Source organism: Chelativorans xinjiangensis, assembly GCF_009812055.1.
Lineage (GTDB): Bacteria > Pseudomonadota > Alphaproteobacteria > Rhizobiales > Rhizobiaceae > Chelativorans > Chelativorans xinjiangense.
The window spans coordinates 34,490-61,400 of the sequence record NZ_WQNH01000020.1; the positions used below are offsets into that span (position 1 = coordinate 34,490).

General features: G+C 64.1%; 23 protein-coding genes. 11 read left to right on the plus strand and 12 right to left on the minus strand.

Features of this window, described 5'->3' with window-relative positions; all coding sequences use genetic code 11:
* Window positions 1-49 precede the first annotated feature (49 nt).
* Together GM910_RS14065 and GM910_RS14070 are read left to right on the plus strand one after the other, a co-directional pair.
* A complete protein-coding gene (locus GM910_RS14065) occupies window positions 50-2,104 on the plus strand; it encodes a tripartite tricarboxylate transporter permease (protein ID WP_159588227.1) in 2,055 nt (684 codons plus the stop codon).
* Between the two features lie 42 nt (window positions 2,105-2,146).
* Entirely contained in the window at window positions 2,147-3,400 is a 1,254-nt protein-coding gene (locus tag GM910_RS14070; protein ID WP_159588229.1) for a LysR substrate-binding domain-containing protein, read from the plus strand.
* A gap of 9 nt (window positions 3,401-3,409) precedes the next feature.
* Here GM910_RS14070 and GM910_RS14075 read toward each other — a convergent pair whose 3' ends face one another.
* Both GM910_RS14075 and GM910_RS14080 read right to left on the minus strand, forming a co-directional pair.
* A complete protein-coding gene (locus tag GM910_RS14075) occupies window positions 3,410-4,279 on the minus strand; it encodes an HpcH/HpaI aldolase family protein (RefSeq protein ID WP_201285504.1) in 870 nt (289 codons plus the stop codon).
* 63 nt (window positions 4,280-4,342) lie between these two features.
* The gene (locus GM910_RS14080; protein WP_159588231.1) at window positions 4,343-5,326 is read right to left on the minus strand and encodes an ABC transporter substrate-binding protein; all 984 of its coding nucleotides are present in this window, start codon (window positions 5,324-5,326) and stop codon (window positions 4,343-4,345) included.
* 261 nt (window positions 5,327-5,587) lie between these two features.
* Here GM910_RS14080 and GM910_RS14085 point away from each other — a divergent pair, with 261 nt between their 5' ends.
* Genes GM910_RS14085 through GM910_RS14095 form a run of 3 tightly spaced genes read left to right on the plus strand, consistent with a single transcriptional unit; the run spans window position 5,588 to window position 8,635 of the window.
* Window positions 5,588-6,457 carry an amidohydrolase family protein gene (locus GM910_RS14085; protein WP_159588233.1) on the plus strand — a complete coding sequence of 290 codons (870 nt, stop codon included), beginning with the start codon at window positions 5,588-5,590 and terminating at the stop codon, window positions 6,455-6,457.
* Window positions 6,454-7,338, plus strand: coding sequence for a substrate-binding domain-containing protein (locus GM910_RS14090; protein WP_159588235.1), 885 nt, complete (start codon window positions 6,454-6,456; stop codon window positions 7,336-7,338). The genes GM910_RS14085 and GM910_RS14090 overlap by 4 nt, the downstream gene beginning before the upstream one ends.
* A 16-nt stretch (window positions 7,339-7,354) precedes the next feature.
* Window positions 7,355-8,635: an MFS transporter gene (locus tag GM910_RS14095; RefSeq protein WP_159588237.1), complete on the plus strand. Its 1,281-nt coding sequence runs from the start codon at window positions 7,355-7,357 to the stop codon at window positions 8,633-8,635.
* 19 nt (window positions 8,636-8,654) lie between these two features.
* On the opposite strand, the gene GM910_RS14100 is transcribed toward GM910_RS14095, so the two are convergent.
* Window positions 8,655-9,698, minus strand: coding sequence for an amidohydrolase family protein (locus GM910_RS14100; protein ID WP_159588239.1), 1,044 nt, complete (start codon window positions 9,696-9,698; stop codon window positions 8,655-8,657).
* A gap of 313 nt (window positions 9,699-10,011) precedes the next feature.
* On the opposite strand from GM910_RS14100, the gene GM910_RS14105 reads away from it, so the two are divergent.
* Window positions 10,012-10,881: an HTD2 family dehydratase gene (locus tag GM910_RS14105; protein ID WP_159588241.1), complete on the plus strand. Its 870-nt coding sequence runs from the start codon at window positions 10,012-10,014 to the stop codon at window positions 10,879-10,881.
* Here the strand turns inward: GM910_RS14105 and GM910_RS14110 are convergent.
* The 7 genes from GM910_RS14110 to GM910_RS14140 form a co-directional block, all read right to left on the minus strand.
* A complete protein-coding gene (locus GM910_RS14110; RefSeq protein WP_159588243.1) occupies window positions 10,878-11,570 on the minus strand; it encodes an FCD domain-containing protein in 693 nt (230 codons plus the stop codon). The two genes, GM910_RS14105 and GM910_RS14110, sit on opposite strands and share 4 nt — an antisense overlap.
* 63 nt (window positions 11,571-11,633) lie before the next feature.
* Window positions 11,634-12,707, minus strand: coding sequence for a tartrate dehydrogenase (locus tag GM910_RS14115; RefSeq protein WP_159588245.1), 1,074 nt, complete (start codon window positions 12,705-12,707; stop codon window positions 11,634-11,636).
* A complete protein-coding gene (locus GM910_RS14120) occupies window positions 12,694-13,797 on the minus strand; it encodes an isocitrate/isopropylmalate dehydrogenase family protein (RefSeq protein ID WP_159588247.1) in 1,104 nt (367 codons plus the stop codon). Before GM910_RS14120 ends, GM910_RS14115 begins: the two co-directional genes overlap by 14 nt.
* On the minus strand, window positions 13,794-15,188 hold the full coding sequence (locus GM910_RS14125) for an MmgE/PrpD family protein (protein WP_159588249.1): 1,395 nt from the start codon (window positions 15,186-15,188) through the stop codon (window positions 13,794-13,796). The genes GM910_RS14120 and GM910_RS14125 overlap by 4 nt, the downstream gene beginning before the upstream one ends.
* Before the next feature lie 12 nt (window positions 15,189-15,200).
* Window positions 15,201-15,992 (minus strand): SDR family oxidoreductase, encoded by a 792-nt coding sequence (locus tag GM910_RS14130; RefSeq protein WP_159588251.1) that lies wholly within the window; start codon window positions 15,990-15,992, stop codon window positions 15,201-15,203.
* Window positions 15,976-17,103 (minus strand): AbrB family transcriptional regulator, encoded by a 1,128-nt coding sequence (locus GM910_RS14135; RefSeq protein WP_159588253.1) that lies wholly within the window; start codon window positions 17,101-17,103, stop codon window positions 15,976-15,978. The genes GM910_RS14130 and GM910_RS14135 overlap by 17 nt, the downstream gene beginning before the upstream one ends.
* 6 nt (window positions 17,104-17,109) lie before the next feature.
* Window positions 17,110-18,534: an MmgE/PrpD family protein gene (locus tag GM910_RS14140; protein ID WP_159588255.1), complete on the minus strand. Its 1,425-nt coding sequence runs from the start codon at window positions 18,532-18,534 to the stop codon at window positions 17,110-17,112.
* Window positions 18,535-18,925: 391 nt separating this feature from the next.
* Between GM910_RS14140 and GM910_RS14145 the strand changes: the two genes are divergently transcribed.
* The 3 genes from GM910_RS14145 (at window position 18,926) to GM910_RS14155 (ending at window position 22,018) form a co-directional block, all read left to right on the plus strand.
* Window positions 18,926-19,927, plus strand: coding sequence for a Bug family tripartite tricarboxylate transporter substrate binding protein (locus GM910_RS14145; protein ID WP_159588257.1), 1,002 nt, complete (start codon window positions 18,926-18,928; stop codon window positions 19,925-19,927).
* Between the two features lie 69 nt (window positions 19,928-19,996).
* A complete protein-coding gene (locus GM910_RS14150) occupies window positions 19,997-20,467 on the plus strand; it encodes a tripartite tricarboxylate transporter TctB family protein (RefSeq protein WP_159588259.1) in 471 nt (156 codons plus the stop codon).
* A 9-nt stretch (window positions 20,468-20,476) separates the two neighbouring features.
* Window positions 20,477-22,018, plus strand: a complete 1,542-nt coding sequence (locus GM910_RS14155) for a tripartite tricarboxylate transporter permease (protein ID WP_159588261.1) — start codon at window positions 20,477-20,479, stop codon at window positions 22,016-22,018.
* On the opposite strand, the gene GM910_RS14160 is transcribed toward GM910_RS14155, so the two are convergent.
* Together GM910_RS14160 and GM910_RS14165 are read right to left on the minus strand one after the other, a co-directional pair.
* A complete protein-coding gene (locus GM910_RS14160; protein ID WP_159588263.1) occupies window positions 22,015-23,637 on the minus strand; it encodes a rhodanese-like domain-containing protein in 1,623 nt (540 codons plus the stop codon). The two genes, GM910_RS14155 and GM910_RS14160, sit on opposite strands and share 4 nt — an antisense overlap.
* Window positions 23,634-24,575, minus strand: a complete 942-nt coding sequence (locus tag GM910_RS14165; RefSeq protein WP_159588265.1) for an alpha/beta fold hydrolase — start codon at window positions 24,573-24,575, stop codon at window positions 23,634-23,636. Before GM910_RS14165 ends, GM910_RS14160 begins: the two co-directional genes overlap by 4 nt.
* An 80-nt stretch (window positions 24,576-24,655) precedes the next feature.
* Between GM910_RS14165 and GM910_RS14170 the strand changes: the two genes are divergently transcribed.
* Together GM910_RS14170 and GM910_RS14175 are read left to right on the plus strand one after the other, a co-directional pair.
* Window positions 24,656-25,771 carry a mandelate racemase/muconate lactonizing enzyme family protein gene (locus GM910_RS14170; RefSeq protein WP_159588267.1) on the plus strand — a complete coding sequence of 372 codons (1,116 nt, stop codon included), beginning with the start codon at window positions 24,656-24,658 and terminating at the stop codon, window positions 25,769-25,771.
* A 144-nt stretch (window positions 25,772-25,915) separates the two neighbouring features.
* Complete coding sequence (locus GM910_RS14175) at window positions 25,916-26,869, plus strand: Bug family tripartite tricarboxylate transporter substrate binding protein (protein WP_159588269.1); 954 nt, start codon at window positions 25,916-25,918, stop codon at window positions 26,867-26,869.
* Window positions 26,870-26,911 lie beyond the last annotated feature (42 nt).

The following is a 26,911-nucleotide window of genomic DNA, read 5'->3' on the forward strand; positions in this document are numbered from 1 at the left end:
CGCGTCAAGACGGTGTCTTCCCAGCAGAACAAATGGGGTTCCAACTAGAATGGACGGGCTAGGCGACATCTATGTGCTACAGGCCGCAATGGATGCGTTTCAGACGATCCTGCAGCCGGAGCGCCTCCTTTACATCTGCATCGGTGTCCTTGTCGGCCTGGCTATCGGGCTGCTTCCTGGCATTGGCGGCCACACCGGGTTCGCCTTGCTTATTCCGTTCACCTACACGATGGAGCCGATAGCAGCCTTTGGAATGCTTCTAGGCATGGCCTCGGTCACGGCAACATCGGACACGATTCCGGCGGTGTTGTTCGGCGTGCCTGGTACGGCATCATCGCAGGCCACAGTTCTGGACGGCCTGCCGATGACTCGAAGAGGCGAGGCGGGGCGAGCGCTGAGCGCGGCTTATGTCGCTTCGCTCACCGGCGGCCTGTTCGGTGCGCTGATCCTCGGCCTCACGATCCCCATCGTCCGACCATTCGTATTGGCCATCGGCTCGCCGGAGCTGCTTGCCATGTCTGTCTTCGGTATCGCCATGGTCGCGGCGCTATCGGGAAACACACCATTGCGCGGCATGGTCGCAGCCTGCTTCGGCATCATGGTCGGGATGATCGGAACGGAACAGCAAACTGGGACTCTCCGCTGGGCGGGCGAGGTTCTGTACCTGTGGGACGGCGTGCCCTTGCTGCCGATCCTACTGGGGATCTTCGCGCTGCCGGAACTGGCTGACCTCGCAGTGCGCCGTGGCGCGCTGAGCGACAAAGTCGCCTTCAACCCCCGCGACGGGATGCTTCAGGGTGTCCGAGACTGCGTCAAGAACTGGTTTCTGATTCTGCGCTGCAGCGGGCTCGGCGCCCTGCTCGGGGCAATTCCGGGGATCAGCGGCTCAGTGACGGACTGGCTGGTATACGGCCATGCGATCCGTACCGAGAAGGGCGCTTCGGAGACGTTCTCGAAGGGTGATGTCCGCGGAGTGATCGCACCGGAATCCGCCAACAATGCCCGCGACGGCGGCGCGCTGATCCCGACGCTCGCCTTCGGGGTCCCCGGCAGCGCGAGCATGGCGATTTTGCTGGGCGCCCTCATGGTCCACGGCTTCGTTCCAGGACCGGACATGCTGACGCGTAATCTCGAGGTCACCTATTCCATGGCCTGGAGCATCGCAGTCGCAAACATAGTGGGCGCTGGCCTGTGCTTCGGGCTGAGCGGGCAGTTCGCCAAGATCTCGACGCTGCGCTACACCTTGGTGCTGCCGGCGATCATGGCGATCGTCTATGTCGGGGCCTTCCAGGGATCGCGCAACTGGGGCGACCTCTACACGCTCTTGATCTTCGGTGTCATCGGCTGGACGATGAAGCGTCTGCGCTGGCCGCGCCCGCCGGTCATCCTCGGCCTGGTCCTCGGCGGTCTCATCGAGCGCTACATGAAGATCTCGATCCTGCGCTTCGAATGGGAGTGGCTGCTGCGGCCGCTGGTCATGATCCTGCTCATACTGGCCCTGCTGGCTCTGTTCAGGCCGATGATCGCCGAAATCCGACGGATCGGCGTAGGCAATCTCGTCCCGCGGGGGCGTCCGTCCTTCCGACTCGAGGACCTGGTCTATGCCTTCTTCCTCGTCTTGGCCGGTGTGCTCGTATACAAGGCGCTCGACTGGCCTTTCGGGGCGCGGATCGGACCGGTTGTCATCGGCACGGCGATGATGCTTTTTGCCGCCATCAGCCTGTTCTTCGTGATCTTCGCCCGCAGCGACGCGGCGGTTGAGGCGAGATCAACCCGAAAAAGCGGCATCCACATGGATCTGGCCTCCGAGGTTGGCGATCTGCCGCCCCGGGCGGTCGCTCTGCGCGGCGCACAGTTCTTCGGCTGGCTTTTGGTTTTCATGGCTTCCATGGCCGTGATTGGCCTGATCCCCACGACGCCACTCTTTATCGTTGCCTTCATGCGCCTCGAGGGGCGGGAGCGCTGGCCGGTGTGCCTGGGCTATGCGGTCCTCGTCATGGCCTTCGTCTACCTGGTCTTCGACAGGATCATCTCTGTACCTTGGCCGAGCACCATTCTGGGCGAGATGTTCCCGGTGCTCGCCAATTGGGTACCGTCATTGTAGGGTATCGGGCGGCAGGACGCAGTTTCACCAAGAGACACGAACATGAACGACCGCCTGGAAATACCCAATATACGCCATCTCCGGATGGTCCAGATGATCGGACAACTCGGCGGCGTTACCTGTGCATCGCGCACGCTCAATACATCGCAGCCTGCGGTGACCCAGGCGATCTCGAACCTGGAAACCGAGCTGGGCGCGGAGCTTTTCGAAAGACGGGCCACGGGAACCTACCCGACAAAGGTGGGGCGGCTGTTCCTGCGGCGTATCGACCGGTTCTTCGACATCCTGGAACACACGATGGCGATAATTCGCGGCGCCTCGGAACGTCCGGCGCCGCCGGTGGAGCGCCTGATCACCGCGACGCAGGTCAGGGCGCTGATCGTTACCTCGGAACCGTCGACCGTCAATGAGGTCGCCTCGCGGCTTGGGGTTTCTGCGTCTACGCTGTATCGCTCGGTCAGGGAGCTGGAACGTCACATCGGCCACCGCCTGTTCATCAGCACGGCGAACGGTCAGGTCTGCAACAAGACAGGCGAATACCTCGCGCGCCGAATGCGGCGTGCCGTGCGCGAAATAGAGTTCGCGCGCAGCGAGGTTCGGAGCGCCACTGGCACCGGCAACGTAAAGATCATGGTCGGCGCCCTGCCTATGGCAGGTTCTTCAGAACTTGCGACCGCTACATGCGCGTTGCTGGCCCGAAGGCCTAAGGCGCGAGTGCAGATCCTGACAAGGGATTATCACAGCCTGCTGGACGATCTGGAGAATTGCCGGATCGACATGATCTTCGGACTTTTGCGCCGCCCTGAATGGGCCACGGATGTCGAGGAGGAAATCTTCTTCCGCGATTCCTACTGCATTGCCGCCCGCCACGGCCATCCCCTGACCTGCGCGCCGGAAATAACGCCGGAGGTACTGACGCAGTACGACTGGATCGTGCCGGCTGCCGGCACGCCGCGTCGCAAACAGATCGACGGGCTGTTCGAGGATTTTGGCCAGAAGCCGCATTTCGGGATCGAGACGAGCTCGCTGGCGACCCTGCGCGCCCTGCTGTCCAAAAGCGATATGATTACCGTGATGGCGCGCAGCGAGATGACGCTCGACGTCAACGTGGGGATGCTGGCAAGCTTGCCCTGCCGGTATCTCAGTCCGATGCCGCCGAAGGGGCTCACCACCCGGTCGGGCTGGTTGCCGACGGAGGCGCATCTTGATTTCATCGACTGTCTACGCACGGCCACCTCGCCCGCCATGCGCGAAAGGGGGCAGCGCCGGCCCGCCGAGCTGGCCATTGCGTCCTGAAAAGGCGCATCAATTCACGCCCAGGACCGTCCGCGCGCTGTCGTAGGCGGCATAGCTGCGCTGCGGCGTGGTGAAGAGGATACGGTAGCCTTCCTCGATCGCCTTCTGCGCATTGGCCGCCGTGACATGCGGATGCCCGACCGGCACATCGGCCTCGTGGGCGCGCGCCAGTATCTCGGCCATCGCCTCCCGGACAGCCGGATGCTCATAGTCGCGCGGATGTCCGAGTGCTTGGGACAGGTCGCCCTCGCCAATCATGACGGCGCCGATCCCGGGTACCTCAGCAAGTATCTCGCGCAGATTGTTCATGCCTTCGATGCTCTCGATCATGAGTATGCAGAGGATCTCGCCTGCGGGGTTGAGGGGCCACACATCGGCGCGCGCATAATATTCGGCCTGCTTGAGCCCCCAGTAACGTGCGGCCGCCTTGGGGCCGTCGCCGCGACGGCCGGGCGGATGGGAAAGCCCGTCCTCTGGCGGACGCGCATAGCGGCAGGCCGTTACAGCGTTCAATGCCTGCTCCACCGTGCTCACATGCGGCCAGACGACGCCATAGACACCGCTGTCAAGCGCCTGCTTGGCGAGCCACTGGTTCATCTCCGCCCCATTGGCCGGGATCCGCACGAAGGGCGCGACCGACGGCGCCAGGGTTCCCGACGCCGCGATCCGGCGCCGGTCCAGCATGTATTGGAGAGCGTCCCGGAGATTGGCACCGTCCCAAGGGCTGTGTTCCATTTCGAACATCACCCCGTCAAGCGGCGAGGCGGCGAGTGCAATGGCCTCTTCGCGTTCCGCCCTGGCGAAAGCCATGAAGGCATGGCCTCCCTGTTCCAGCGCGCCGATTACCTTGTTCAGCCTTCCGATTTCTATCTGCGGCATGAGGCACTTTTCCTGTCGTGTTCCGCCTAAGCGGCAAGATCCAATGGCGTGACCGGGAACGCCCTAGAGATCGACGAAGATCTCTTGGGCGGAGACCATCCGCGGGATGAGCTTCTGCCCGTGGGCATAGCGTATCAGGGCTTCGATCGAGGCCCGGTTGGCCTCCAGTCCATAGGGTATGGGGTCTTTCCCGACGATCTCCGCCATCGCACGATGCTTGTCGGCATCCTTGCCGGCGGTGGTGCCGGCGCGCAGCTCAGCGAGATAGGCGTCCTTGGCGGCCGCAAAGGCATTGAAGATGTCCCTCGCCAGCGCGGGCCGCGCCGTCAGCACATCCTCCTTGAGGACCAGTGTGCTATGCATCGGATAGATGCCCGTGCGCTCGTAATAGCTGCGTTCGGCCGCCTCGGCATCGGGGATCAGCTCGCGCAGCTCCGGCAACTCCAGCGGCACGTTCTCATTCCAGTTTTCTTTCGGGGACCCCTGGCGCCCGATCCCGGCATTGCCGAGGAACCCGGCATCGATCTCGCCGGTCGCGATCATCCCGGCCAGGGACTTTCCTTCCGGGACATGGACGACGTTTTCGGGAAGCTTGAGCGCTTCGACATGTTCCTCGTCGTCGACCATCCAGGTCACCTTGTCGAGATCGACGCCGTACTCTTCCCGCAGGATGCCGCGGGTCCAGACTCCGGTCGTCACCGAATAGGCGCGCACGCCCACCTTCTTGCCCTCCAGATCCCTGGGCTCGATGATCCCGGCATCCGGCCGCACGACGAGGCCGGCATGGTGGAACCGCCGCGAGAAGAAAACCGGGAGCGCGATGATGGGCACGCCGTAGGTGCGGGCGATGATGTAGGTGGTGGGCGCGAGCTCCGCCATGTCGAATTCCAAGTCCCGCACCATCCGGCGGAAGGCGGCGATATGCGGCTTCACGTCGACGAATTCGAGCCTGACACCGGGAACGCCTCTGGCGCCGGTCTTGAGAGCCTGGGTATGCGGATAGTTCCGCAGGCAGGTCTTGAGCGACAGATCGGTGTCGATGGTCATCGAGAGGCTCCCAGCTTGCTATTACTTGGCCCGTCCGGGGAAGGCGGGCCTCGGTCAATAGAAATCCGTGCACCCGCGATGTTCGAATAGGTTCTGCGCCGACACCCATAGATTTGTGTGCTCTCCCGGTTTGCGGCTGCCCAGGCGAGGACGAGATCAAATTTCTGATGGTGGGGGGAAGGGAATGGATTGGCGCGCAAATCGGCCCGTGCCGAAAATCTGCCGATACTGGTTTTGAGGAAACGGGCCGAAGGACGCGTGATGACAAGCCGAATAATCGACATTCACCCTCATATCATCTCCAACGATACGACGGCCTATCCCCATTCGCCCTTGGGCGGGAAGCAGTCGAACTGGTCCAAGGAACGTCCCGTCATCTTTGAGCAGTTCGTGCAGGCGATGGACGAGGCGGGGGTCGACAAGGCGGCGATCGTGCAGTCGTCCACCTGCTACGGCTACGACAACAGCTATCTCATCGATTCCATTGCCAAGCTGCCGGAGCGGGTCTGCGGGGTCGGTTGCGCCAACGTCACCGCAGCGGATGCGCCGGCGGTCATCGCCGACCTGGCCGGCCGCGGCATCCAGGGCCTGCGCCTGTTCACCGGCGGCAGCACCATGCAGGTGAATGTAGACTGGCTCGATGACCCGGTGACCTATCCCGCTTGGGAGGCCGCGGGCGAGCATGGCATGGCGATCAGCATCCAGACCCGGCCGGTCGGGCTGCCCAAGGCCGGGTCCCTGGCCAGGCGATTTCCGAAGGTCAAGGTGGTGATCGACCATCTAGCCCGCGCGCCCGTGGCGGACGGCCCGCCCTACAAGGAGGCCGAGGTGCTTTTCGTCCTGGCCGACCTGCCCAATGTCTATCTGAAAGTAACCCCGCGCACTTTCGACCAGGTGCTGGAGGGAAAGGCATCAGCGGAGACTTATTTCCCCAGGCTCGTCAGCGTCTTCGGCGCGGAGCGGATGGCTTTCGGGTCGAACTACCCGTCCTCGGAAGGCGATCTGCCCGGCATCGTCGCAAGGGCGAAGTCGGTGCTGTCGTGCCTGCCGGACGAGCAGCGCCACATGGTGTTGGCCGGAACCGCGCAGATCCTCTATCCCGCACTGGCCGACAAGGAGGTCGCTCCATGACCACCCCTATGCGACTTCACACGTTGCTGGCGGATTATCCCGTGACCCACGCGCTGCGGACAGGCGAGATCGGCTCGGATTTGATTGCGTTCGATTTTGCGCCCTACGAGGTATCGAACCACGCCTTCAAGCCGATGGTGCGCGAGCTTGCGTTCGACGCCGGGGAACTGGCCATCGCCACATTTCTGCAGGCAAAGGACTGGGGCAAGCCGCTGACCTTGCTGCCGGCCACCATCTCGGGACGGTTCCAGCATCACTGCATCGCCTACAATATCGAGTGCGGAGAGCTGCGTCCCCAGGATTTGGCCGGCAAGCGAGTTGGCGTCCGTGCTTACACGCAGACCACCGGCATGTGGGTGCGCGGCATCCTGCAGAACCAGTTCGGCGTCGATCTGAGCAAGGTGACGTGGCTCACCTTCGAGGACGCGCATGTGGCCGAATACGAGAACCCGCCGAACGTGATCATCGCGCCGCCGGAAAAGAAGCTCAAAGACATGCTGCTGGACGGCGAACTCGATGCGGCTATGCTGGGTAGCGACATGCCCGACGACCCGCGCCTGCGCACGGTGATCCCCGACCCGGAGGCGGCCGCCCGCGCATGGTACGAGAAGCATCGCGCCGTCTCGGTCAACCATATGTTCGTGGTCCGCTCGGACCTGTCGCGGAACCATCCCGGCGTGGTAGCCGAGCTTTTCCGCCTGCTGAAGAAGAGCAAGGCCCGCGCCGGGCCGAAGGGTGAGATCGACATGCGCCCCTACGGGCTCGAGGCCCTGCGCCCAGGGCTGGAACTGGCAATCAAGTACTGCCACCAGCAAGGGCTGATCCGCCGCAGGATGACCGTCGAGGAGTTGTTCGACGACACTACGATCGGGCTCGAATGAGCGCCGGTCGGGCGGAATGAGCGCCCTGCGGTCGCGGCTCGTTGTCTTCGGGAATCCGGGCTTCCCGTCCCTGGTGGCCGCCCTGTTCCTGGGCGGCTTCGCCATCCAGATTCAGACGGTCGCCGTGGGATGGCAGGTTTATGACCTGACGGGCGACCCGTTCCAACTGGGTCTTGTGGGGTTGTCGCAGTTCGCCCCCGCACTCGCGCTCGTCCTGTTTACGGGCGCAGTCTCGGACCGGCTCTCGCGTCGTCTGGTGATGAGCACCTGCCTGGCAATGATGGCATTCGTCGCCGGCGGGCTCGCCTATCTTGCCTGGATCGGCAACAGGTCCACGCTTCCCATCTTCACCCTCATCTTGATGTTCGGGGCCGTTCGGGCCTTCTACAATCCGGCGCGGCAGTCCATCGTGACCAATATCGTCGAGCCGGAGCACCTGCCGCGGGCGCTGGCTACCAATAACAGCGCGCACCAGATTGCGACTATCTGCGGTCCCGTGGCCGGCGGCCTTCTCTATGGTCTGAGCCCCGTGGCCGCCTATGGGATGGCTTTTTTGTTCCTCTTCGGCGCCGCGGTGCTGATCATTCGTTTGCCGCGCATTCGCCAGCAGATATCGCGGGCGCGGCGCGACTGGTCGGAAATGATGGCGGGCTTCCGCTTCATCCGGGAGAAGCGGATCATCCTCGGGGCGATCTCGCTCGACCTGTTCGTCGTCCTTCTAGGCGGCGCGATCGCGCTGCTTCCGGTCTATGCGCGCGACGTGCTGGATATCGGATCGGTGGGGCTGGGCTTTCTGAGAGCGGCTCCGGCGCTGGGCGCCGTCATGGTCGGTCTCTTCCTGATCGGCCATCCGATCACGCGCAACGCCGGCCGGATCATGTTCGCCGCCGTGGCGGGCTTTGCCGTGTTCACCTTCGTCTTTGCTCTCTCGAAGGTGGTCTGGCTCTCGGTCCTCTGTCTGATCCTTATCGGGGCCTTCGATGTGGTCAGCGTTCTGATCCGCAGCACCCTGATCCAGCTCCACACGCCCGACGACCTGCGCGGACGGGTCAACGCGGTCAATCAGGTGTTCATCGGGGCATCAAACGAGGTCGGCGGCTTCCGCGCCGGCACCACGGCAGCGCTGTTCGGCCCGGTCTTGGCCGTTGCGGGCGGAGCGATTGTCGCTCTGGGCATTTGCGGCGTGTGGTACCGCGCCTTTCCCGAACTGCGAGAGGTCGCGCATCTGGGTAAGCCGACTGAGGATGCGACGCCAGCAGCCGTGGCCGAACCGGCGCCTCCCCCTGCGCACATTTGAGGATGTCTGCCGTACGGCGTCAGGCCGGCGTGGCGATCTTTTCCTGTTCCCGAAGGCGCTTGTCCAACCGCGGATAAACGCGCCGAGCGTTGCCTTCGTAGATCTTCTTGCGGTCCGCTTCGCTCAAGCCCGTCAGAGCTTCGACGTAGCGCTTGGTGTCGTCGAAGTAGTGGCCTGTCTCGGGATCGACGCTGCGCACCGCGCCAACCATCTCGGATCCGAAGAGAATGTTGTCTGCCGGGATCACCTCGGACAGCAGGTCTATACCCGGCTGGTGATAGACGCAGGTGTCGAAGAAGACGTTTTCCATCAGCAGTTCGGCCAGCGGTGGACGGTTGAGATCCTGTGCGAGGCCGCGATAGCGCCCCCAGTGGTAGGGCACAGCGCCACCACCGTGCGGAATGACGAACTTCAGCGTCGGGAAATCCCTAAACAAATCTGAAAGCAGGAACTGCATGAAGGCAGTCGTGTCGCCGTTCAGGTAGTGCGCGCCGGTGTGGTGAAAGTTCGGATTGCACGAGCCGCTGACATGAATCATGGCCGGCACCTCGATCTCCGCCAGCTTCTCGAAAAGCGGGTACCACCAGCGGTCGGTGAGCGGCGGATCGGTCCAGTGGCCGCCGCTCGGGTCGGGGTTGAGGTTGCAGCCGACGAAACCGAGTTCGCGGACGCAGCGCTCGAGCTCCTCGATGCAGTTCTGCGGGGGGATTCCGGGCGATTGCGGCAGCTGGCACACCGACGCAAAGCGATCGGGGTAGAGATTGCTCACGCGGTGGAGAAGGTCGTTGCAGATACGCGACCAGTGCCTGCTGAGCGCTTCGTTGCCCTGATGATGCCCCATCAGACCTGCGATTGGCGAGAAAAGCGTCAGGTCGATGCCGCGCTCCTTCATGAGCTTGAGCTGGGCGCTTTCGAGACGTTCGCGTAGCTCATCATCGGAAAAGTCCGGTGGCGGTGCGAAGTCCCCGGTTTGCCCGGCCTCGCAGGCAACCACTTGCGCCTTGCGGTATTCGCGCAGCGTAGTGGGGACGGTTGTAAAATGTCCATGGCAGTCGATGATCATATATGCGGAGCCTTCCTCTTGCGTACCAACCGTCCCCGTGCCACCGCGGGAGCAATGACCGGTTCCAGATCGAGGGATCTCAGGGCGATCTACTCCGAAGACTACGTCTCGCACCGCGACCCAATGAAATTGGGAACACCGTTCCGGCCATAGAATTTGCTGAGAGGTGGCCCTGAATGCTGCGCAAAAGGTTGAGCGATAGCGACATGACCGCCGGCTATCTTCCAGTCCGACGAAGGAGGTGCCGAACCCCGGCATCGGCAAAAAAATGCCGGGATCTAGAACTGTAACGGAACGAGCGTGGACGGGCGCGATGGATGGACATGACACGGCTGGCCTTGAGATCGACGTTCTGCGGCGATGGATTGGCCGTAGCGAAACGGCGGTGGATACCATTTCCGAACGATTGGCGGCGAGCTTCCAGGCGACATTCGACTTCGACCCGTCTCCCCGGGGCAAGCCTGCACCGCTGGCCATCCACTGGTGCCTTGCGCCGGCCATCGCCAAGGCCGGCGAGACAGAAGTCGACGGCCACCCCGCGCGCGGAGGATTTCTCCCACCCGTTCCGTTGCCACGGCGTATGTGGGCCGGTGGGGAGATCCGCTTCCATGACGCGCTGCTGGTCGGAGACGAAGTCACGCGCACATCGCGTATTGCCGATATCGCTGCCAAAGCGGGGCGCACGGGACCATTGTGCTTCGTCAAGGTCGAGCACCGGCTTTCGACCGCCAGGGGGCTGGCAATCGTCGAGCATCAGGACGTCGTTTACCGGCAGGCAGCGACGGGGCAGGCGGCTGTCGGTGGAGTGCCAGCTGCGGGCGACGCGGAGGAACGACCGCAGCCGCAGTGGCGTGAGTCCGTGGTGGCCGACACGCTGCTTCTTTTCCGGTACTCGGCGCTCACCTTCAACGGCCATCGCATCCATTACGACCGCGATTACGCCACGGAAGCCGAAGGCTATCCCGGGCTGGTCATTCACGGGCCGCTCCAGGCCACGCTGCTGCTTCACATGGCGGCGCGACTGCGCGACGGCGCACCTCCGCGGCTGTTCCGCTACCGAAGCCTAAGGCCGCTCTTCGAAGGTGAGCCGCTCTTCCTCAATGCGATGGATGTCGAAGGAGGACTGGATCTCTGGACATCTGACGGTCCGGGAGCCAGGGCCATGTCGGCCACGGCCGCCTAGTCCGCTGCCTTCAGCGTCGACATGAAGCGGTGCTTCGAGCGCTCGACGTGGCGGAAGAAGGCCTCCTGCGCGCGGTAGCGGTCGCCCGAGGCCAGCGAATCCACCATTTCGCGGTGCTCGCGGTTGGAGACAGACAGGCCGCCGGCCTGCACGAGGCCCCTGGCGCGGCACAGATGCAGCTTGTTGACGAAGCTCTTGTATTCCTGGAGCAGCGTCTTGTTGCCGGTCGAGGTGACGAGGTAGTCGTGGAAGGCGAGGTTGACGGGATAGTATTCGTCGAAATTTTGGCTGCTCGCGATCCGGTCCATCCGGTCGAGATAGTCGTTAAGCTCCGTCAGCATGGCGTCTGTGACGACATCGGTGAGAAGCCTGCCGACCAGCCCGAAGATCGCCGCCCGCACATCGTAGATCTCGAGCGCTTCGTCCGGCGAGACGGAGCGGACAAAGACACCACGGTTGCGGATGATGTCGACCAGCCCTTTCGCCTGGAGGCTGCGGGTCGCTTCCCTGAGCGGGCCCCGGCTCGTACCGAAGCGGGTGGAGAGCTGGATCTCGTTCAGCCGTTCCCCGGGCTTCAATTCGCCGGTCAGGATGAGATGTTCGAGCTCGCGTTCGAGGGCGCCGGTGAGCGACGACGTTCTCAAGATCAGGAGATCGCTTTTCAGGTCTTGTTCCTGGCCTGCCGACATGATGCCCACCATCCTTTTGATTGTAGGCAATAAACAACAGCTGAGCCAACCGCAACAAGCCTTTTAGCCAGGCCCGGCCCTTATGCCGTCGATCACCGCCCGTGTTACCGCTGCCGTATCGGCTTGCCCTCCGAGATCGGGCGTGAAAGGGCCGGCGCGGCTGACATCGGCGATTGCCGCCATCAGCCGTTCAGCCGCGTTTTTCTCGCCGAGATGATCGAGCATCATAGCGCTGGTCCAGAAGGCGCCGATCGGATTGGCGATACCCTTTCCCATTATGTCGAAAGCCGAGCCGTGGATCGGCTCGAACATCGACGGATTCTCCCCTGTCGGGTCGATATTGGCGGTCGCGCCGTTGCCGAGACTCCCCGTCAGCGCGGAAGCAAGGTCCGACAGGATGTCGGCGTGGAGATTGGTGGCGAGAATCGTGTCGAACTGGCCGGGCCGCGTCACCATCATCGCCGCCATCGCGTCGACGAGCTTCCAATCGACCTCCAGTTCGGGGAAGTCGGTAACGACCTCTCGGCAGACTTCGTCCCACAACACCATGCCGTGGCGCTGGGCATTGGACTTGGTGACGATGGTGAGCCGCCGGCGCGGCCGCGCCATCGCCGTCTGGCAGGCGAAGCGCGCGATGCGCTCGATTCCGGCGCGGGTGAAAACGGCGACGTCCATCGCCACCTCGATCGGAAGCGCCCGGTGAGCGCGGCCGCCGACCCCGGCATATTCGCCTTCCGAGTTCTCGCGCACGATGACCCAGTCGATTTTCTGGCCGAGCTCCGGCCGCAAGGGGCCGGTCATGCCGCCCAGAAGCTTCGTTGGACGGACATTGGCGAACTGGTCGAGGCCCTGGCAAATAGCAAGCCGCAGATCCCAGAGCGTGGTGTGGTCGGGGATGTCCGGATCGCCCACGGCGCCGAAGTAGATGGCGTCGAAGGAGCGAAGCTGCTCGACGCCGCCCTCCGGCATCATGCGGCCGGTGCGGCGGTAGTGGTCGGAGCCCCAGTCGAAGCGCGTCGCCTTCACCCGGAAGCCGCCGTCTCTCCCGGCTAGCGCATCGATGACGGAAATGCCCGCCTCTATAACCTCCGGCCCGACCCCATCCCCGCCGATTGCGGCGATCCTATGCGTGCGCAACGGCCTTCTCCATGCCCTTCAGGATGCCCTCGACCATATCGGCCTGCGTTCCGGTTCCGCGGATGTCCGGTGTGCGGGTGACAGGATCGGCAAGAGCGGCATCTATGCCGGACTTCATGATGCGCGACATCTCAAGTGCTGCATCCATCTTGCGGTTGTGCCCCATCCAGTCGAACAGCATGCGCGTGGATTCGATCATCGCGTAGGGATTGGCAATCCCCTTGCCGGCAATATCCGGTGCAGAACCGTGGGTAGCCTGCGCCATGGCGATGGAGCCGCGGCCGATGCACAGCCCCGGCGCCATGCCGAGCCCGCCGACGAGGCCGGCGGCTTCATCCGTCAGGATGTCGCCGAACATGTTGGTGGTGACCACCGTGTCGAAACGCTGCGGCTCGCGCACGAGGCGCAGCGCCATGGTGTCGACGATCACCTCGTCCACCTCGACGTCGGGAAAATCCTTCGCCACCGCGTAGCAAGCTTCGACGAACATGCCGCAGCCGAGCTTATAGACGGTGTTCTTGTGAACAAGCGTCAGGCGCTTCTTGCGCGAGCGCGCTATCTCGAAGGCTGCGCGCGCCACCTTGCTCGAGCCCTCCACGGTGATGACGCGCACCGAGATCGTGACGTCGTGCGTCGGCCGGAACTCGCCGGAGCCCGCCACCACGTTGCGGTCGGGCTGAAAGCCTTCGTTGTTCTCGCGCACGATGACCATGTCGATGCCGTCGTGCAGGCAGCCGATGCCCGGGAAGGAGCGAGTGGGCCGCACATTGGCGAAGAGGTCGAAGCGCTTCCGGAAGATCGGGTGCGGATTGATGGCTTCCGGCACTTTCGGGTATTCGCGGTGGCCGATGGGGCCCAGGATCCAGCCGTCCAGGGCGCCGAGTGTCTCGAGCGTGCCCTCCGGCATTGTGGAGCCGTGGGTATCGAGCGCGCGCCGGCCGATCGGCACGTCGACCCAATCGATGGCCATGCCGGCGGCGTCGGCAGCTGCCTTCGCGATCCTCACCGAGGCCGGCACCACTTCGTGGCCGATGTCATCGCCCTCGAGGATGCCGATCTTGAGTGCGGCTTTTTTCTGTGTCTCGTTCATTCGGCAGCTGCTTTCTCCTCGTTGTCGGGGACGCTCGCGCGTGCGACCTCGGCCGCATCGGCAAGCTGTTCCAGGTTCCAGACGGTCTTCAGGAGCCCTTCCGTCACCGCCTTGCCGACCACCGGGACCGATTGGTTGACGAACTTGCGGTCGATCTGCGCATCGGTCAGCGGCACATCGCGGCTGCCGATCGCGCGTTCGACATGCTTGGTCGCCGTCGAACCATCCTCGAAGGTGATGTGGATATCGACCGACGCTTCATGGCAGGCCGGATCGGCCATCACCGTGATGGTGTTGCGGAGCGCGATGATGTCGGCTTCGTTGACCAACTCGTCGGTGAAGGCCAATGGCCCGCCATCACCGCGCAGAAGCGCGGCGGCGGCGGCGTGGTAGACGCTGAATTTGCCTTCGAGCCCCGTCTTCGGCGTCCTTTTGCCGGTCAGCTCGAGGACCAGCGGATGGGTCTTGAGCGTGACCGACCGGATCGCCTTTATCCTGCCGCCGAGTTCCTCGCGCAGCTGAATGCAGCCGTCGATGGTCGGATGGATGACGATGCCGCAGGCAAATGGCTTGTAGCTGTTGAGCGCCGCTTCCCAGCGCGTGCCGAGATCGTCTACGATCTCGGCATAGTTCTGCTCGTCCGACATGACGTTGGCGAAGCCGCGTGGCGCCTCGATGGCGCGCTCGGAGCTGTCGTAGTCCGCCTCCGCCAGAAGTGCGGCGAACATGCCGTTCTGCGCCGCGCGGCCGGGATGGAAACTTTTCGTCATCGTGCCGAACATCTCGCGCAGGCCGGACGACTGGGTGGCCGCGATGCCGAACGCCCAGCGCATCTGCCGGCTGGAAAGGCCGATGACCTTGCCGACGGCCGCGGCTGCGCCGAACACACCGACGGTGCCCGTGATGTGCCAGCCGCGGTCGTAATGGTGCGGGTATACGCAGTTGCCGATACGGCACTCCGCCTCAATGCCGACGATCAATGCCGTCAAGAGGTCGCGGCCGGAGATCGGCCGCATCTCGGCAAGCGCCAGCAGTGCCGAGGCGACGGGGCCTGCCGGATGGATGATCGTCTTCAGATGCGTGTCGTCATAGTCGAGCACGTGCGAGGAGATGCCGTTGAGGAGCGCAGCGTGCAGGGGGTCGAGCCTGTCCGACCGGCCGAGCACGGTCGACGTCGCCTTGCCGGAGAAGGGCCTCACGGCGGCGAGCGCGCGGTCGATGGTCTCATGGCGCGCGCCGCCGACGGCGCAGCCGGTCCAATTGACGAAGGTGCGAAGCCCTTCGCGCCGCACCTCGTCGGGGATGTCGGCCCCTTTGATATTCACCGCCCAGTCAGCAAGGATCTGGGTGACTTGGGGAACCCCGGGGGCGGTTTCCTGGTGAAGGCTCATTGTTTTCTCTCCTCAGAGCAATCCGCGGGCGATGCCGCCGTCCACATTGACCGCCTGGCCGGTGACGTAGCTTGCAAGCGGGCTGGCAAGCCACACGACCATGACCGCCACTTCCTCCGGCGTGCCGAAGCGGGCGAGCGGTATATCATTCGAGAATTCTTCCAGAATCGCTTGGCGGCTGCGGTTCTGTTCCGTAGCCATCCTGTTGGCTCGCTTCTGCCAGAGCAGCGTCAGTGTACGGCCGGGGGCCACGCAGTTGATGCGGATGTTGCGGTCGGCGAGTTCGCAGGCCAGCGTCTTTGTCAGGCCGAGCAGGCCCGCCTTGTGGACGTTGGAGACGATTTGGTGCTGATAGGGCATCTTCGAAGCCGCTGCACCAAGTGTGACGATGGCGGGGTTCCGCCCCTTCTCCAGAACGGGAAGCAAAGCCCGGATCGCCCGCACCGTCGAGAGCACGTTGAAGGTGTAGTTGGCGAGCCAGTCGTCGTCCGTCAGGTCGGTGAAGGCGGAGCGGATGCTCCCGCCGACAGCGGCGACCAGCACGTCGAGCGCGCCCCAACGCTCCTCGACGGCCGTGGACAGGATTTGGCCGGCGCCAGTTTCGGTCACGTCGCAGACGAGGGTTGCCGGATGCCTGCCTGCTTCCGCGGCGATGGCTTTAGCCGCGGTTTCGAGGTTCTCGGCACTGCGCGAGGCGATGACGACATCGGCGCCTTCTCCCGCCATGAGCGCGGCCGAAGCCTTGCCAATGCCGTAGCTGCCGCCCACGACGAGGGCGCGGCGATCATTATAGCGAAGGTCCAACGCGGCCTCCCTTGAGTGTCGAATAGAGCCTGAAGACGAGGAGCACGGTCGAGGACACGACGGCGATCCGCATCACGTGGAAGGCGGTGACGATCTCCGCCTCCAGATGCATCACCTGCGCCGTCAGTACCATCTCGGTCACGGCCGCCGGCGCCAGTGACAGGAAGCTGGTCGTGAACGGCAGGCCCGTCGCCGCCGTGAGCACCAGCGCACCGAGCGCGGCGCAGCCGATCATGAAGAGCGAGATGACAATGGCCGCCGACGTCACCCGGGGGAGGGCGGCCAGGAGGTCGCGGCGGAACTGGCATCCGAGCCAGGTGCCGAGCATGATCTGCGCGATGACGATCAGCGACGAGGGAACCCTGACCTCGAAAAGGCCGCTCACGCCGATGACGATGCCCATGAAGATCGGCCCGACGAGCCATGGATTGGGCAGCGGCGTCGGCTTCAGGAGCCGCGCCGTGAGGAAGCCGAGCACGAGGGCCAGAAGGACGAGCGGCAGGTTCGACGAGCCGCCGGCGGCCATCTCCGGGGCACTGCCCGGCTGGCCGAACAGCACCACGAGAAACGGAACCAGGGCGACCACGCCCGAGACCCGCATGGCGTGCACAACGGCGACGGAGCCGGGCGCGCCACCATGTTCCTTCGCTACCGTCGCCATGTCGGCCACCCCGCCGGCCGCCGTGGCGAAGAACGCCGTCACATCGTCCACCCGCGCCAGCGGCTTGAAGAGGAAGGCCGCCAGCATCGTAAAGGCGATCACATAGAGTGTGGCGCCGATCATCGCCGGGAGCAGACTTGCCGTGGCAGCAAGGACGGCCGGCGTGAAACGCAGGCCCACCGCCAGGCCGATCGCCACCTGGCCAAGCTCCCGCCCCAGGGGAACAAGCGCAAATTCGAAGCCGGCGACCGAGAAAGCGGCGAGCACGAAAAACGGCCCGAGCATCCAGGGTAGCGGCATGTTGACGAAGGACGCCGCGACACCTGCAAGCACGGCGGCCGCATAGGTGAGGACGACCAGCCCCCACCATCGTGGCGAACGGAACCGCCCGGACTTGTCCGGAGGACCAGGGCGCCTTGCGCGCGAATCGGCGAATGTCTTGGCGTCCATGGCGCTTCAGTTGCTGACAAGTGCCATCAGCTTGCGGATGTCCGGGAGCGTTTCGAACGCCGCTACCATGTCGACGACGCCCTTCGCCTTGGCCATGTCCCAGCGAGCGAATTCCGCGCATTCCAGGAACTTGTCAGCGACCTCGTCGTAGCTCATGGGATTTACCGGGCTGCCCTTGCCGAAATCCGCCTTGCCCGAGATAGTGCGCCCGTCCTTCAGCGCGATGTCGATATAGGTCGTCATCAGGTGGTAGCCGGCCGCCTCGGCGCGCTCGTCAACGACGAAATCGACCTTCTCGATCATCTTCTGAACGTCTTCACGCAGCACCGTCTCGTCGGTGAACTCGTTCAAGCCCGCGCGGCCTTCGAGCAAGAGGATCGCCATGCAGAACTCCATGGAGAATTTCGCCTGGAGCTCGTTCTGCGGGCGGTGGTGGATGAGGGCGTTCGGCATGTTGGAGTTGGTGCCGACGCGCACCGAGGCGACGTCCTCGGCCTTGATGCCGTTTTCCCGGATGAGGCACAGCATCTCGGTCATGCCGGGATGGGTGAGGGAGCCGGAAGGGTGCGGCTTGATGGAGACGCCGGGGCTGTCGAAGGTCCAGGGATTGCCGAGCTTGCCGTGAATGGCGTTCGGATCGTAACCGCCGCCGGCCGCCGAGAAGAAGCCGCGCGGCGCCTCCAGGATCTTGTCCGTCGACGTCCAGCCATAGGAGGCGAACTGCACGGCAACGATTCCGCTTTCCGACGACCGTCCGGCGTGGAAAGGCTTGGTCATCGTGCCGAAGTTCTCTCTGAGGCCGGCCGACTGGCTGCCGGCGATCGACAGCGCGCGCTGCAACGCGTCGACGTCGAAGCCCACGAGCCGCCCGGCGGCTGCGGCGGAAGCGAAGGTGCCGCAGGTGGCGGTGGCGTGGAAGCCGGTCTGGTAGTGGCGCGGGTTGATGGCCTCTGCGATCTTGCACTCCACCTCGACGCCGAGGTGATAGGCGAGTATCACGTCGGCGCCCGAGGCGCCGAGCGTTTCACCCATGGCGAGCGCGGCCGGCAGGGCAGGGGCGGTGGGATGCGTCAGAAGCCCGTAGACGCGGTCCTTGGCGACGGCAAGCTGCGTGTCGTCATAGTCGTCGGCGTGAATGCCGACGCCGTTGGCGAAAGCGGCAAAGCGTGGCGCCACCTTGCGGTTCCAGCCGATGACGGTCGCCGTGCCGCCGACCGCGCCGAGGTCGTCCAGATGGCGGCGCACATAGTCCCCGGAGCGCGCGACGGAGCCGGAAAGGGCAAGCCCGAGACCGTCGAGGATCGACTTCTTGCCGTTCGCCAACACGACCTCCGGCAGATCGCGGAGCGTCGCGTCGTGGACGAAGGCGGCCACCTCGCGGGTAAGCCCCGTCGTCTCGGTCGCGGTTGTTCCTGCGGTGACGGCAGTCATTACTCTCTCCCTCTCGTGACGGCATTGGACAGGTGCACCATCTCAGCGGGGCCGGCGATAGTGCCTCATCGCTTGCAGGAACAAACGTGAATAGGTGTCGATTGTCAACAAAATTGCAGATGATGGAGAGAATCTCTCCCGATTGCCGGGCGAAACCTCGCGATGTAGTTCCCCTTTCCGCGCGGCTTCTATAGACAGTATCCCCAGTTTCCCTGACGTTCCGAGAGATTATGGGTGAAGCGCGCTCGCACGAAAACCTGGAACATAACTGTTGACAGTTTACCAAAGGGTTCGTAGCGTTACAATGCTCAGTCAAAGGAGTGGCCGGCCTTTCGGCCGAAACAGCAAACAACAGCAAACACAAGTCCAGCCAGGACAATCGGAGGAGACAATGAAAAAGGGCGTTACGCGCCGCCGGATGCTGCAGCTGACCTCGGGCGGCGTCGCCGCGGCCTCGCTCGGCATGCCATCCATCCTGAGAGCGCAGGAGAGCTATCCGGATCGGCCGATCAACATCGTCGTTCCTTTCGACACCGGCGGCTACAACGACCGTTTGGCACGTGCCTTCGCGCCGTTTCTGCAGGAAAAACTCGGGCAGCCGCTCACGGTAATCAATCGCGGCGGCGCGGGGGCGATGCTCGGCCATACCTACTTTCTTCAGCAGCCCGACGACGGCTACACCATCCTGTGCACGTCGGCCGCGCCCTACATTCCGCTCAATATCCTGACGCAGGACGCGACCTTCACCGTCGAAGACTTCCACATGATCAACCTGCCGTCGCGCGACTACACGCTGATGGCGACGAGCGCCGATTCCGACCTGAAGTCCGCTGACGATGTGATCGCCCGCCTCAAGGAGGACAACAGCAGCCTGTCGATCGGCATCCAGCCCGCCTCGGCCGATCTCGTGAACCTGATGCTGTTCTGCGACGCCAATGACATTTCCCGCGAGGGCCTGCGGCTGGTGACCTATGATGGCGGCGGGCCGACTCGCAACGCGACGGCCGGCGGCGTGGTCGATACCGGCCTTGTCGGTGGCGAAGGCTTCCTTCCGCTGGCCGAGCAGATCACGCCTCTCATCGTCTTCGATACCCGCCAGCGGGACGACTGGGACGCAGCCCTCATAACCGACGTCGCGGGGGAGGGCGCGGAGTTCGTTGTGGGATCGCAGCGCGGCTGGGGCGTGCACGCTTCGATGCTCGAGAACCACCCGGACCGCTACGAGATCCTCGCCGCGGCTGTCGAGGAAGCCTCGAAGGATCCCGCCGCCATCGAGGCGCTGAAGAACCAGCAACTCGCCACCGACTGGTATGGGCCCGAGGATTCGAACAAATCCCTCGCCGACACGGCGAGGGTGATGCAGCAGCACGTCGATCTCCTTCAGGGGACCTGAGGCAGCGCATAGCGATGAGGGGTCGCTCGCGCGTTGGCCCCTCTCCCTTTCCGAACGGGAGAACCGACCATGCAACCCGGTCAAGGCAGGCTGGTCGTGATGTGGGGACATATGGCGCTGCTTGCGGTCATCGTCGGCGTCGTCGTCGCCTACTGGATGGATGCGCGCGCCGCCTCGCTGAAGATCAACAACCTGCTCCTGGTGCAGCCGGCCTCGGTCCTTGCGCTCATCCTCGTCGCCCTGGTCGTCCCGCAATGCTTCAAGCGGACCATGCCTGGCGCCGGGAAGGAGGTGCCCACCGAGAGCCTCAGCGACCTCGGCAAGGTGGCGGCCCTCGCAGCCTGCTTCGGCGCCTTCACCACGACGCTCGAAATCGTCGGCTTCGACGTCGCGACCTTCCTCTTCATGATTGCGGCCCTCTTCATCTGCGGCGAGCGCCGCTGGTGGCTCAACTTGCCGTTCTCGGCGGCCTTCACCGTGCTTCTGATCTACGGCTACGGCGCGCTGATCCCGTTTCCGTTCCCGCTGACCGTGCTGTGAGGCCGTGCAATGATTGACTTCAACTCGGTCGGCGGCGCCTTCAGCCTGCTCACATCGGACTGGTCGGCGTGGATCTACCTCATCCCCGGGCTGATCATCGGCCTCTTCTTCGGCGCCATGCCGGGAATCTCCATCACGATGGCCATGGCCATCTTCCTGCCGATGACGCTCTACATGGATTTCCTGCCGGCGATCATCTTCCTGACCTCGATCTACACCGGCGCCGGCTTCGGCGGCTCGGTGCCGGCCGTCCTGATGAACATTCCCGGCACCTCGTCGGCCGTCGCCACCACCTTCGACGGCTACCCGATGGCCCGCAGCGGACAGCACAACAAGGCACTCGGCATCGCGCTCGCCTCTTCGGTGATCGGCACGCTGTCGAGTTACATCCTGCTCTTCGTGCTGATCGCACCTATCTCCAGGGTGGTGCTGAAGATGGGGCCGCTCGAACTCTTCTTCGTCGCCGCATGGGGCCTCATGCTGCTCGGCTCGCTCGCCGGCCGATCGCTGGCCCGCGGCCTGCTGGCCGGTGTCTTCGGTGTGCTGCTCGGCACCGTCGGCATGAACACGGCAGGCTTCATCCGCGGCACGATGGGCGTTCCCTGGCTGCTTGACGGCGTTCCCACGATCCCCGCCATGATGGGGCTGCTCGCCGCCAGCCAGCTTCTCGGCCTGATCAACACGACCTATCTTGTCGAGGACGAGGCCTCGCGCAAGATCAGCTTCCGGCAGATCATCTCGGGTATCCGCCAAGCGATCTCCTATCCGGCCATCGTCTTACGCGGTGCCGTCATCGGTATCCTCGTCGGCGCCATCCCCGGCGTCGGCTCGTCGATCTCCAACCTGCTTTCCTATTCGGAGACGAAGCGAAATGCGCCGGACGGCGATACCTTCGGGCAGGGCAATCCGAAGGGCGTCATCGCCGCGGAGGCGGCGAACTCCTCCTCCGAAGGCGGCGCCATGGCGACCATGCTTGCCCTCGGCATTCCCGGCGGCGGCGCCACCGCGATCCTGCTCGCCGCCTTCGCCATGCACAACATCGTCGGCGGACCAAGCTTTATCGGCCACAACAAGGACATCGTCTACGCCATCATCTTCTCGAATTTCGCCCAGGCAGTCCTCCTGCTCATCGTCGGCCTCGGCTTCGTCTATATCGCCGGCTACGTGGTGCGCGTGCCATTGCGCTATCTGATCCCGACGATCCTGGTCGTCTCCACTTTCGGTTCCTACGCGATCGACGGCACGTCGTCAGGACCGATCACGCTCTTTGTCTTCTCACTGCTCGGCTGGGCGATGGTGCGCTACGGCTATCCGGTGGCGGCAACAGTGGTGGGCCTGCTTCTCGGCGGCCTGCTCGAATCCAACCTCCTGCGCACGTATCAGGTCAGCGGCGGCGATCCGGCCTATGCGCTGGAGCGGCCGGGCGCCTTGCTGATCCTCGCCATCATGGTGGCGTCGGTGACGCTGACTGCCGTGTCGAAGGCGCGGCGCCGGCGTCGCACGGTCCGCGAGATGACGGTACGAGAGCAGACGCCGGCGCCCAAGATCTAGGGCGGGTCAAGCGCCGTTGGCGTTTCCGATCCTTCCCAAGGTTTGAAGAGGCCGAACTCGGCGCGCTCAATCGCGTCCAACTGGTCGACCAGCCCTGTTTCCCAGGCGAGATAGCGGCGCGAGGCTTCGAGATTGCCGTCGTGACGGTCGTGGACGAAGAAGAGGTGGTCGATCGCCTCGGGGTCCGGCGGCTCGTCGGGTGAGGATTGGCAGACTGCCCCGGCGTCGATAAGAGCGGCATAGCCGCCTTCGACCACGAAGGTCGAATGGAAGCCCGACTCCCGAAGGTCGTAGGCAGCGAAACGGGCTATCTGCTGATCGTCCGCGATTAGATGAATACGGCGATCCCCGTATGGGGCGGCCGCTCTCAAAAGGCGCGGTCGGATCGACCAGACGGCGCCGTCCACATGCTCGCGCCGGTAGGCGAGGGAGGATCGAAGGTCGATGAAGCAGCCCCGCTGCGAGCGGACACCCCGAAGCGCGTCGGCCGCATCGACCTTTCTTGGGACAGGCGCTTCTTCGCGGGGAGCCGCGCCCTGCGGGCGGTTGAGCTGGCGCACCGCATCATCGATCAAGGCGACGTGAACGGTGTAGCCGAGCTGTGCCAGCCAGAACGCTGCGAGTGCTGCGCGCAGGCCCCCGTCATCGATGAGGATGAGACGGGACCGGCGCACGCCAACCCATTGGTCTGTCGCCTGGACAAGCTGGCCCGAGGGTGCATGGACAGCCTCGGGAACGGGGTCGCGCAACGCCTCTTCGCGCGAGCGCACGTCAAAGAGATAAGTGGTGCGGCTCTGGTCGTGGAGAAGACGGTCGGCTTCAGCCGCTGTTACGAAGGGAATTTCAAATCGGTCACAGATGGCGCGGGCGCGCGCCTTTGCCTCTTCGAGCGTATGGACCGGCAGCGACGGGTAAGGCTCGGCCTTGTTTCCCCGTTCGAGGTCGAAGCCGGCGAGTGCCCAGCCTTGCGTGCCGTTTTCGAGCGCGAACACAGGCCCCTTGTGACCTGCCAGCCGCAGCCCGATGGCGCCGACGATGCCGCGCGTGCGCCCGGCGCAGGTGACGACGACCGGCTGCTCCTTATCGAGACCGACGGTGTCCAGCCGATACGCCAATTCGCCGTTGGGAAGGCAGACAGCGCCGGGCACGCTCATCTTGGCATATTCCTCCGGCGGCCGGGCATCGAAGAGGCGGAACGGCCGCCCGGACCGCCGCCAGTCATGGAGCGTTTGTGGCTTGACCATCTCGGGGCGCCAGGCCGTTTCCGCCAGTTCTCCCAGCGTCTTGGAGGGAACGTTCACCCCCTTGTAGACGGGAAAGCCGGCGGCGGCCCAGGCGGGCATGCCACCGGCAACGACCGAGACGGCCGTGTAGCCAAGGCGGCCGAGCGCCCGTGCGGCGCGGTGTGCGACGCCGTCGCCGTCGTCGATCAGGAGAATGTCGATACGGGGGCAGGGAACGAGGCCCGGCACAGCCGCCTCCAGCCGCGAATAGTGGGCGGGCACCGCGAACAGCGCATGGCCTTCACCAAACTGCCCCGCCTCGCGGACATCGAGAAACGCGACTTCCTGGCCACTATGGACTGCCGCGCGCGCCGCCGCTGCGTCGATCTCCCTCATGCCGCGTCCACAAGTTCGGGTTCGCGTCCGCTGAAGAACGACCAGAAGGCGGGGTAGATGAGGTCGGGCCGCTGCTCGGCCGGATAGTGCCCGGTCGGCACCGCAAAGCCGCGCAAATCATCCGCCCACTCGCTCCATGCCTCGAGCGGCTTGAAGTGCCGCCCGCAATGGCTGTTGGAGCCCCAGATGACGAGCACCGGACAGGCGATCTTCTTCACGCCGTAATCGGCCGTGTCCATTTCGAAATCCAGCGTGACGGTGGCGCGATAGTCTTCGCAGACGGCGTGGATCTGGTCCGGCGTTGTGCAGCGTTTGTATTCCGCCATCGCCGCCTCGCTGAATATCTCCAGTCCCACGCCTTTCTTGTTCAGCTTGTAGTCGATGTAATAATCGAGATCGGCGGTAAGCAGCTTCTCAGGGAAGGGCGCCTTCTGCGCCATGAAGAACCAGTGATAGCTCTCGAGCCCCCAGCCGAGCGACACGTTGGTCAAGACGTGATGGGTCGGCACGATGTCGAGCGCGGCAAGCCGCTCGACACGTTCCGGCCGGTCGAGTGCCATGCGGAAGCCGACGCGTGCGCCGCGGTCGTGGCCGGCGACTTGGAAGCGCTCGAAGCCGAAATGGTCCATGAGGTCGAAATTGTCCTCGCCCATTGCGCGGAACGTATAGGCGGCGTGGTCCACCCCGCCGTCGGGCTTGGAGCTGTCGCCATAACCGCGCAGGTCGGGTGCCACGACCCTGAAGCTCTTCGCCAGCGCCGGCGCGATCTCGTGCCAGCTCACATGGGTAAGGGGGTTGCCGTGCAGCAGCAGCAGGGGCGGGCCCTTGCCGCCGATTGCGACATTGATCTCTGTCCCGCGCGTGCGCACCCGCTCTCGCCGGAAACCCTCCATTAGCGTGGCCGTGGTTCCAAGGGCCGGCATCTCTGACGTGCGCATGAGCAATCTCCTCTTTTTGTAGATTGTCTACAATATTGGGATGATCTACACAATCCATGGATCAGAAGGAGGGACGCGACGTGAGAATAGCGGACATCAAGGCAAGCCTGCATGGCTTCTCGATTGAAATTCCTCTGCTCGAGGGCCGGGTTCAAGGCTACGGCCGCGAGGAGCAGAAGCATTTCGTCTTCTGTCGGGTCGAGACCGATGAAGGCCATGTCGGCTACGGCCTCACCGGCCATTTCCTCGCGCGTTCCGTCATCGTCGCGCTGGAAGAGCACGTGCTGCCTTGCGTAAAGGGCATGGACGTGCGGGATCTGGAGAAGATCCACCAGTGTGTCTGGCAGAAGCTCAACCCGCGCGCCATGACGGGCACGATCTCCATGGCGCTCTCCTGCCTTGACATCGCGCTTTGGGACATCATCGGCAAGGCGCAAGGGCGTTCCGTCGCGGCGCTGCTCGGCAATGCGCGCAAGAAGGTGCCTGCCTATGTCACCTTCGGTTTTCCGCAGTACGACGTCGACACACTGAAGGAAGCGGCGGAGCTTCATGTGGCAAACGGCTTTAAGGCACTGAAGTCGGTGGTCGCCGTCGATCCCGGCGGTTGGCGCGAAGATGCGCGCCGCGTGAAGGCCATCCGCGACGCCGTGGGGCTGGATATCGACCTGATGATCGATGCCAACTATCTCTTTAATCCCGTCGAGGCGAAGTATCTCTGCCGCGAGATCGAGGACTGTCGCATCACCTGGTTCGAGGAGCCGTTGATGCAGAACGACGCCCGGGCGCTCGCCGACCTGCGCCGCGCGACCAAGATTCCGCTTGCCGCCGGCCAGATGGAAGGGCATCGCTGGCGCCTGCGCGAGTTCATCGACCATCAGGCGCTCGACATCCTGCAGCCCAACGTCACCTATTGCGGCGGCTATACGGAAGCACGCAAGGCCGCCCATCTCGCGCAGATCTACAACATGCCGATTGCCAATGGCGGCGGTTGGCCGCTGTTCAACATGCACCTGATGGCCGGAATGATGAACGGCTGGATCGTGGAATGGCATCTCGGCATGGTTGCCGTCGGCGAGACGCTGTTCACCGACGCGCCGAAGCCGGAAGACGGCTTCATCACGATCCCCGATCGTCCCGGACTGGGGCTGACGCTCGACGAGGATGCCTTCCGCGCCACACGCATTCGCGTCGACTAGGCAAGGGATGAGACAAAATTGTTGACATTTGACAATTGTGACGCCTAACCTCCGCCGGAATGACCGACGCGGGGGCTTTCAGCCCCATCATGTCAATCTGCCTTGGGTTCGCGTCGCCTTGGCCGGTTTTGGGAGGGAACAGCCATGCGGAAACAACGCATACTCGCGGCGGGAAGCGCGGTCTTCATGTGCGGCATGATCGCCGGCGCCCATGCGCAGGACTATCCAGTCGACACCGTGACCTTGATCACCCATTCGAGTCCCGGCGGTGGCAGCGACGTCTTCCTTCGCGAGCTTTCCCGCTATCTGGGCCCTATCCTCGGCGCCAATGTCGTCGTCGAGAATGTCAGGGGCGGCTCGGGCGCGGCGGCGATGGCCAATCTTGCGCAGTCGGCACCGGACGGCTCGAAATTCTATGCCACGACACCGACCTTCATCTACACGTCGCTGCTCTCCGACCCGGAATACAAGTACACCGACCTCGAGCCGCTGGTGAATTTCTTCATCGATCCCGAGGTCATCTATACCTCGGCGAACAGCGAGTATCAGACGCTCGAGGATGTCATCGATCACGCGAGGGAAGGTCGCGGCCAATGGGGCGCGGCCAATCCCGCCTCGCTCGAGCGTCAGGCGCTCGAACAGCTCAAGGCGGCTGCCGGCGTCAATGCCGCTGTCGTCACCCATGAGGGTGGCGGCGATCTGTTGATCAATGTCTTGAACGGCACGCTGCAGATCGGCGTTGGCGAGGTTCAGGAAATCCAGTCGCAGCTCGAAGCAGGGGAACTGCGCCTGCTTGCCACTTTCAGCGATGAGCGTCTGGAAGCCTTTCCGGACCTGCCGACGGTAGAAGAGCTCGGCTACGACGTCGTCGTGCGCAAGTTCCGCGGCCTTGCCGGTCCCAAGGACCTGCCGGTCGACGTGATTGCCGCGTGGGAGCGCGCTGTCCAGGAGGTTCTCGCCGATGAGGAGTACAAGGCCGCCTATGAGGCCGCCAACCTTCGTGCCGCCTACATGCCGCACGAGGAATATGTGCAGTTCATCGAGGACTTCGGCAACGAGACGCGCGACTTCCTGAAGGAGACGGGCGTCATTGAGTAGAGGCGGGAATAGAAGCGGGCGACAAGGCTCCGGCGGCATCCT

Bases quoted from the DNA above. Each gene is read 5' to 3' on its own strand.
- GM910_RS14100 (WP_159588239.1), bottom strand. From the start codon at position 9,698: ATGATCATCGACTGCCATGGACATTTTACAACCGTCCCCACTACGCTG.
- GM910_RS14065 (WP_159588227.1), top strand. From the start codon at position 50: ATGGACGGGCTAGGCGACATCTATGTGCTACAGGCCGCAATGGATGCG.
- GM910_RS14150 (WP_159588259.1), top strand. From the start codon at position 19,997: ATGCAACCCGGTCAAGGCAGGCTGGTCGTGATGTGGGGACATATGGCG.
- GM910_RS14155 (WP_159588261.1), top strand. From the start codon at position 20,477: ATGATTGACTTCAACTCGGTCGGCGGCGCCTTCAGCCTGCTCACATCG.
- GM910_RS14090 (WP_159588235.1), top strand. From the start codon at position 6,454: ATGACCACCCCTATGCGACTTCACACGTTGCTGGCGGATTATCCCGTG.
- GM910_RS14160 (WP_159588263.1), bottom strand. From the start codon at position 23,637: ATGAGGGAGATCGACGCAGCGGCGGCGCGCGCGGCAGTCCATAGTGGC.
- GM910_RS14120 (WP_159588247.1), bottom strand. From the start codon at position 13,797: ATGAACGAGACACAGAAAAAAGCCGCACTCAAGATCGGCATCCTCGAG.
- GM910_RS14125 (WP_159588249.1), bottom strand. From the start codon at position 15,188: ATGAGCCTTCACCAGGAAACCGCCCCCGGGGTTCCCCAAGTCACCCAG.
- GM910_RS14095 (WP_159588237.1), top strand. From the start codon at position 7,355: ATGAGCGCCCTGCGGTCGCGGCTCGTTGTCTTCGGGAATCCGGGCTTC.
- GM910_RS14165 (WP_159588265.1), bottom strand. From the start codon at position 24,575: ATGCGCACGTCAGAGATGCCGGCCCTTGGAACCACGGCCACGCTAATG.
- GM910_RS14140 (WP_159588255.1), bottom strand. From the start codon at position 18,534: ATGACTGCCGTCACCGCAGGAACAACCGCGACCGAGACGACGGGGCTT.
- GM910_RS14135 (WP_159588253.1), bottom strand. From the start codon at position 17,103: ATGGACGCCAAGACATTCGCCGATTCGCGCGCAAGGCGCCCTGGTCCT.
- GM910_RS14075 (WP_201285504.1), bottom strand. From the start codon at position 4,279: ATGCCGCAGATAGAAATCGGAAGGCTGAACAAGGTAATCGGCGCGCTG.
- GM910_RS14080 (WP_159588231.1), bottom strand. From the start codon at position 5,326: ATGACCATCGACACCGATCTGTCGCTCAAGACCTGCCTGCGGAACTAT.
- GM910_RS14070 (WP_159588229.1), top strand. From the start codon at position 2,147: ATGAACGACCGCCTGGAAATACCCAATATACGCCATCTCCGGATGGTC.
- GM910_RS14085 (WP_159588233.1), top strand. From the start codon at position 5,588: ATGACAAGCCGAATAATCGACATTCACCCTCATATCATCTCCAACGAT.
- GM910_RS14110 (WP_159588243.1), bottom strand. From the start codon at position 11,570: ATGTCGGCAGGCCAGGAACAAGACCTGAAAAGCGATCTCCTGATCTTG.
- GM910_RS14175 (WP_159588269.1), top strand. From the start codon at position 25,916: ATGCGGAAACAACGCATACTCGCGGCGGGAAGCGCGGTCTTCATGTGC.
- GM910_RS14105 (WP_159588241.1), top strand. From the start codon at position 10,012: ATGGATGGACATGACACGGCTGGCCTTGAGATCGACGTTCTGCGGCGA.
- GM910_RS14145 (WP_159588257.1), top strand. From the start codon at position 18,926: ATGAAAAAGGGCGTTACGCGCCGCCGGATGCTGCAGCTGACCTCGGGC.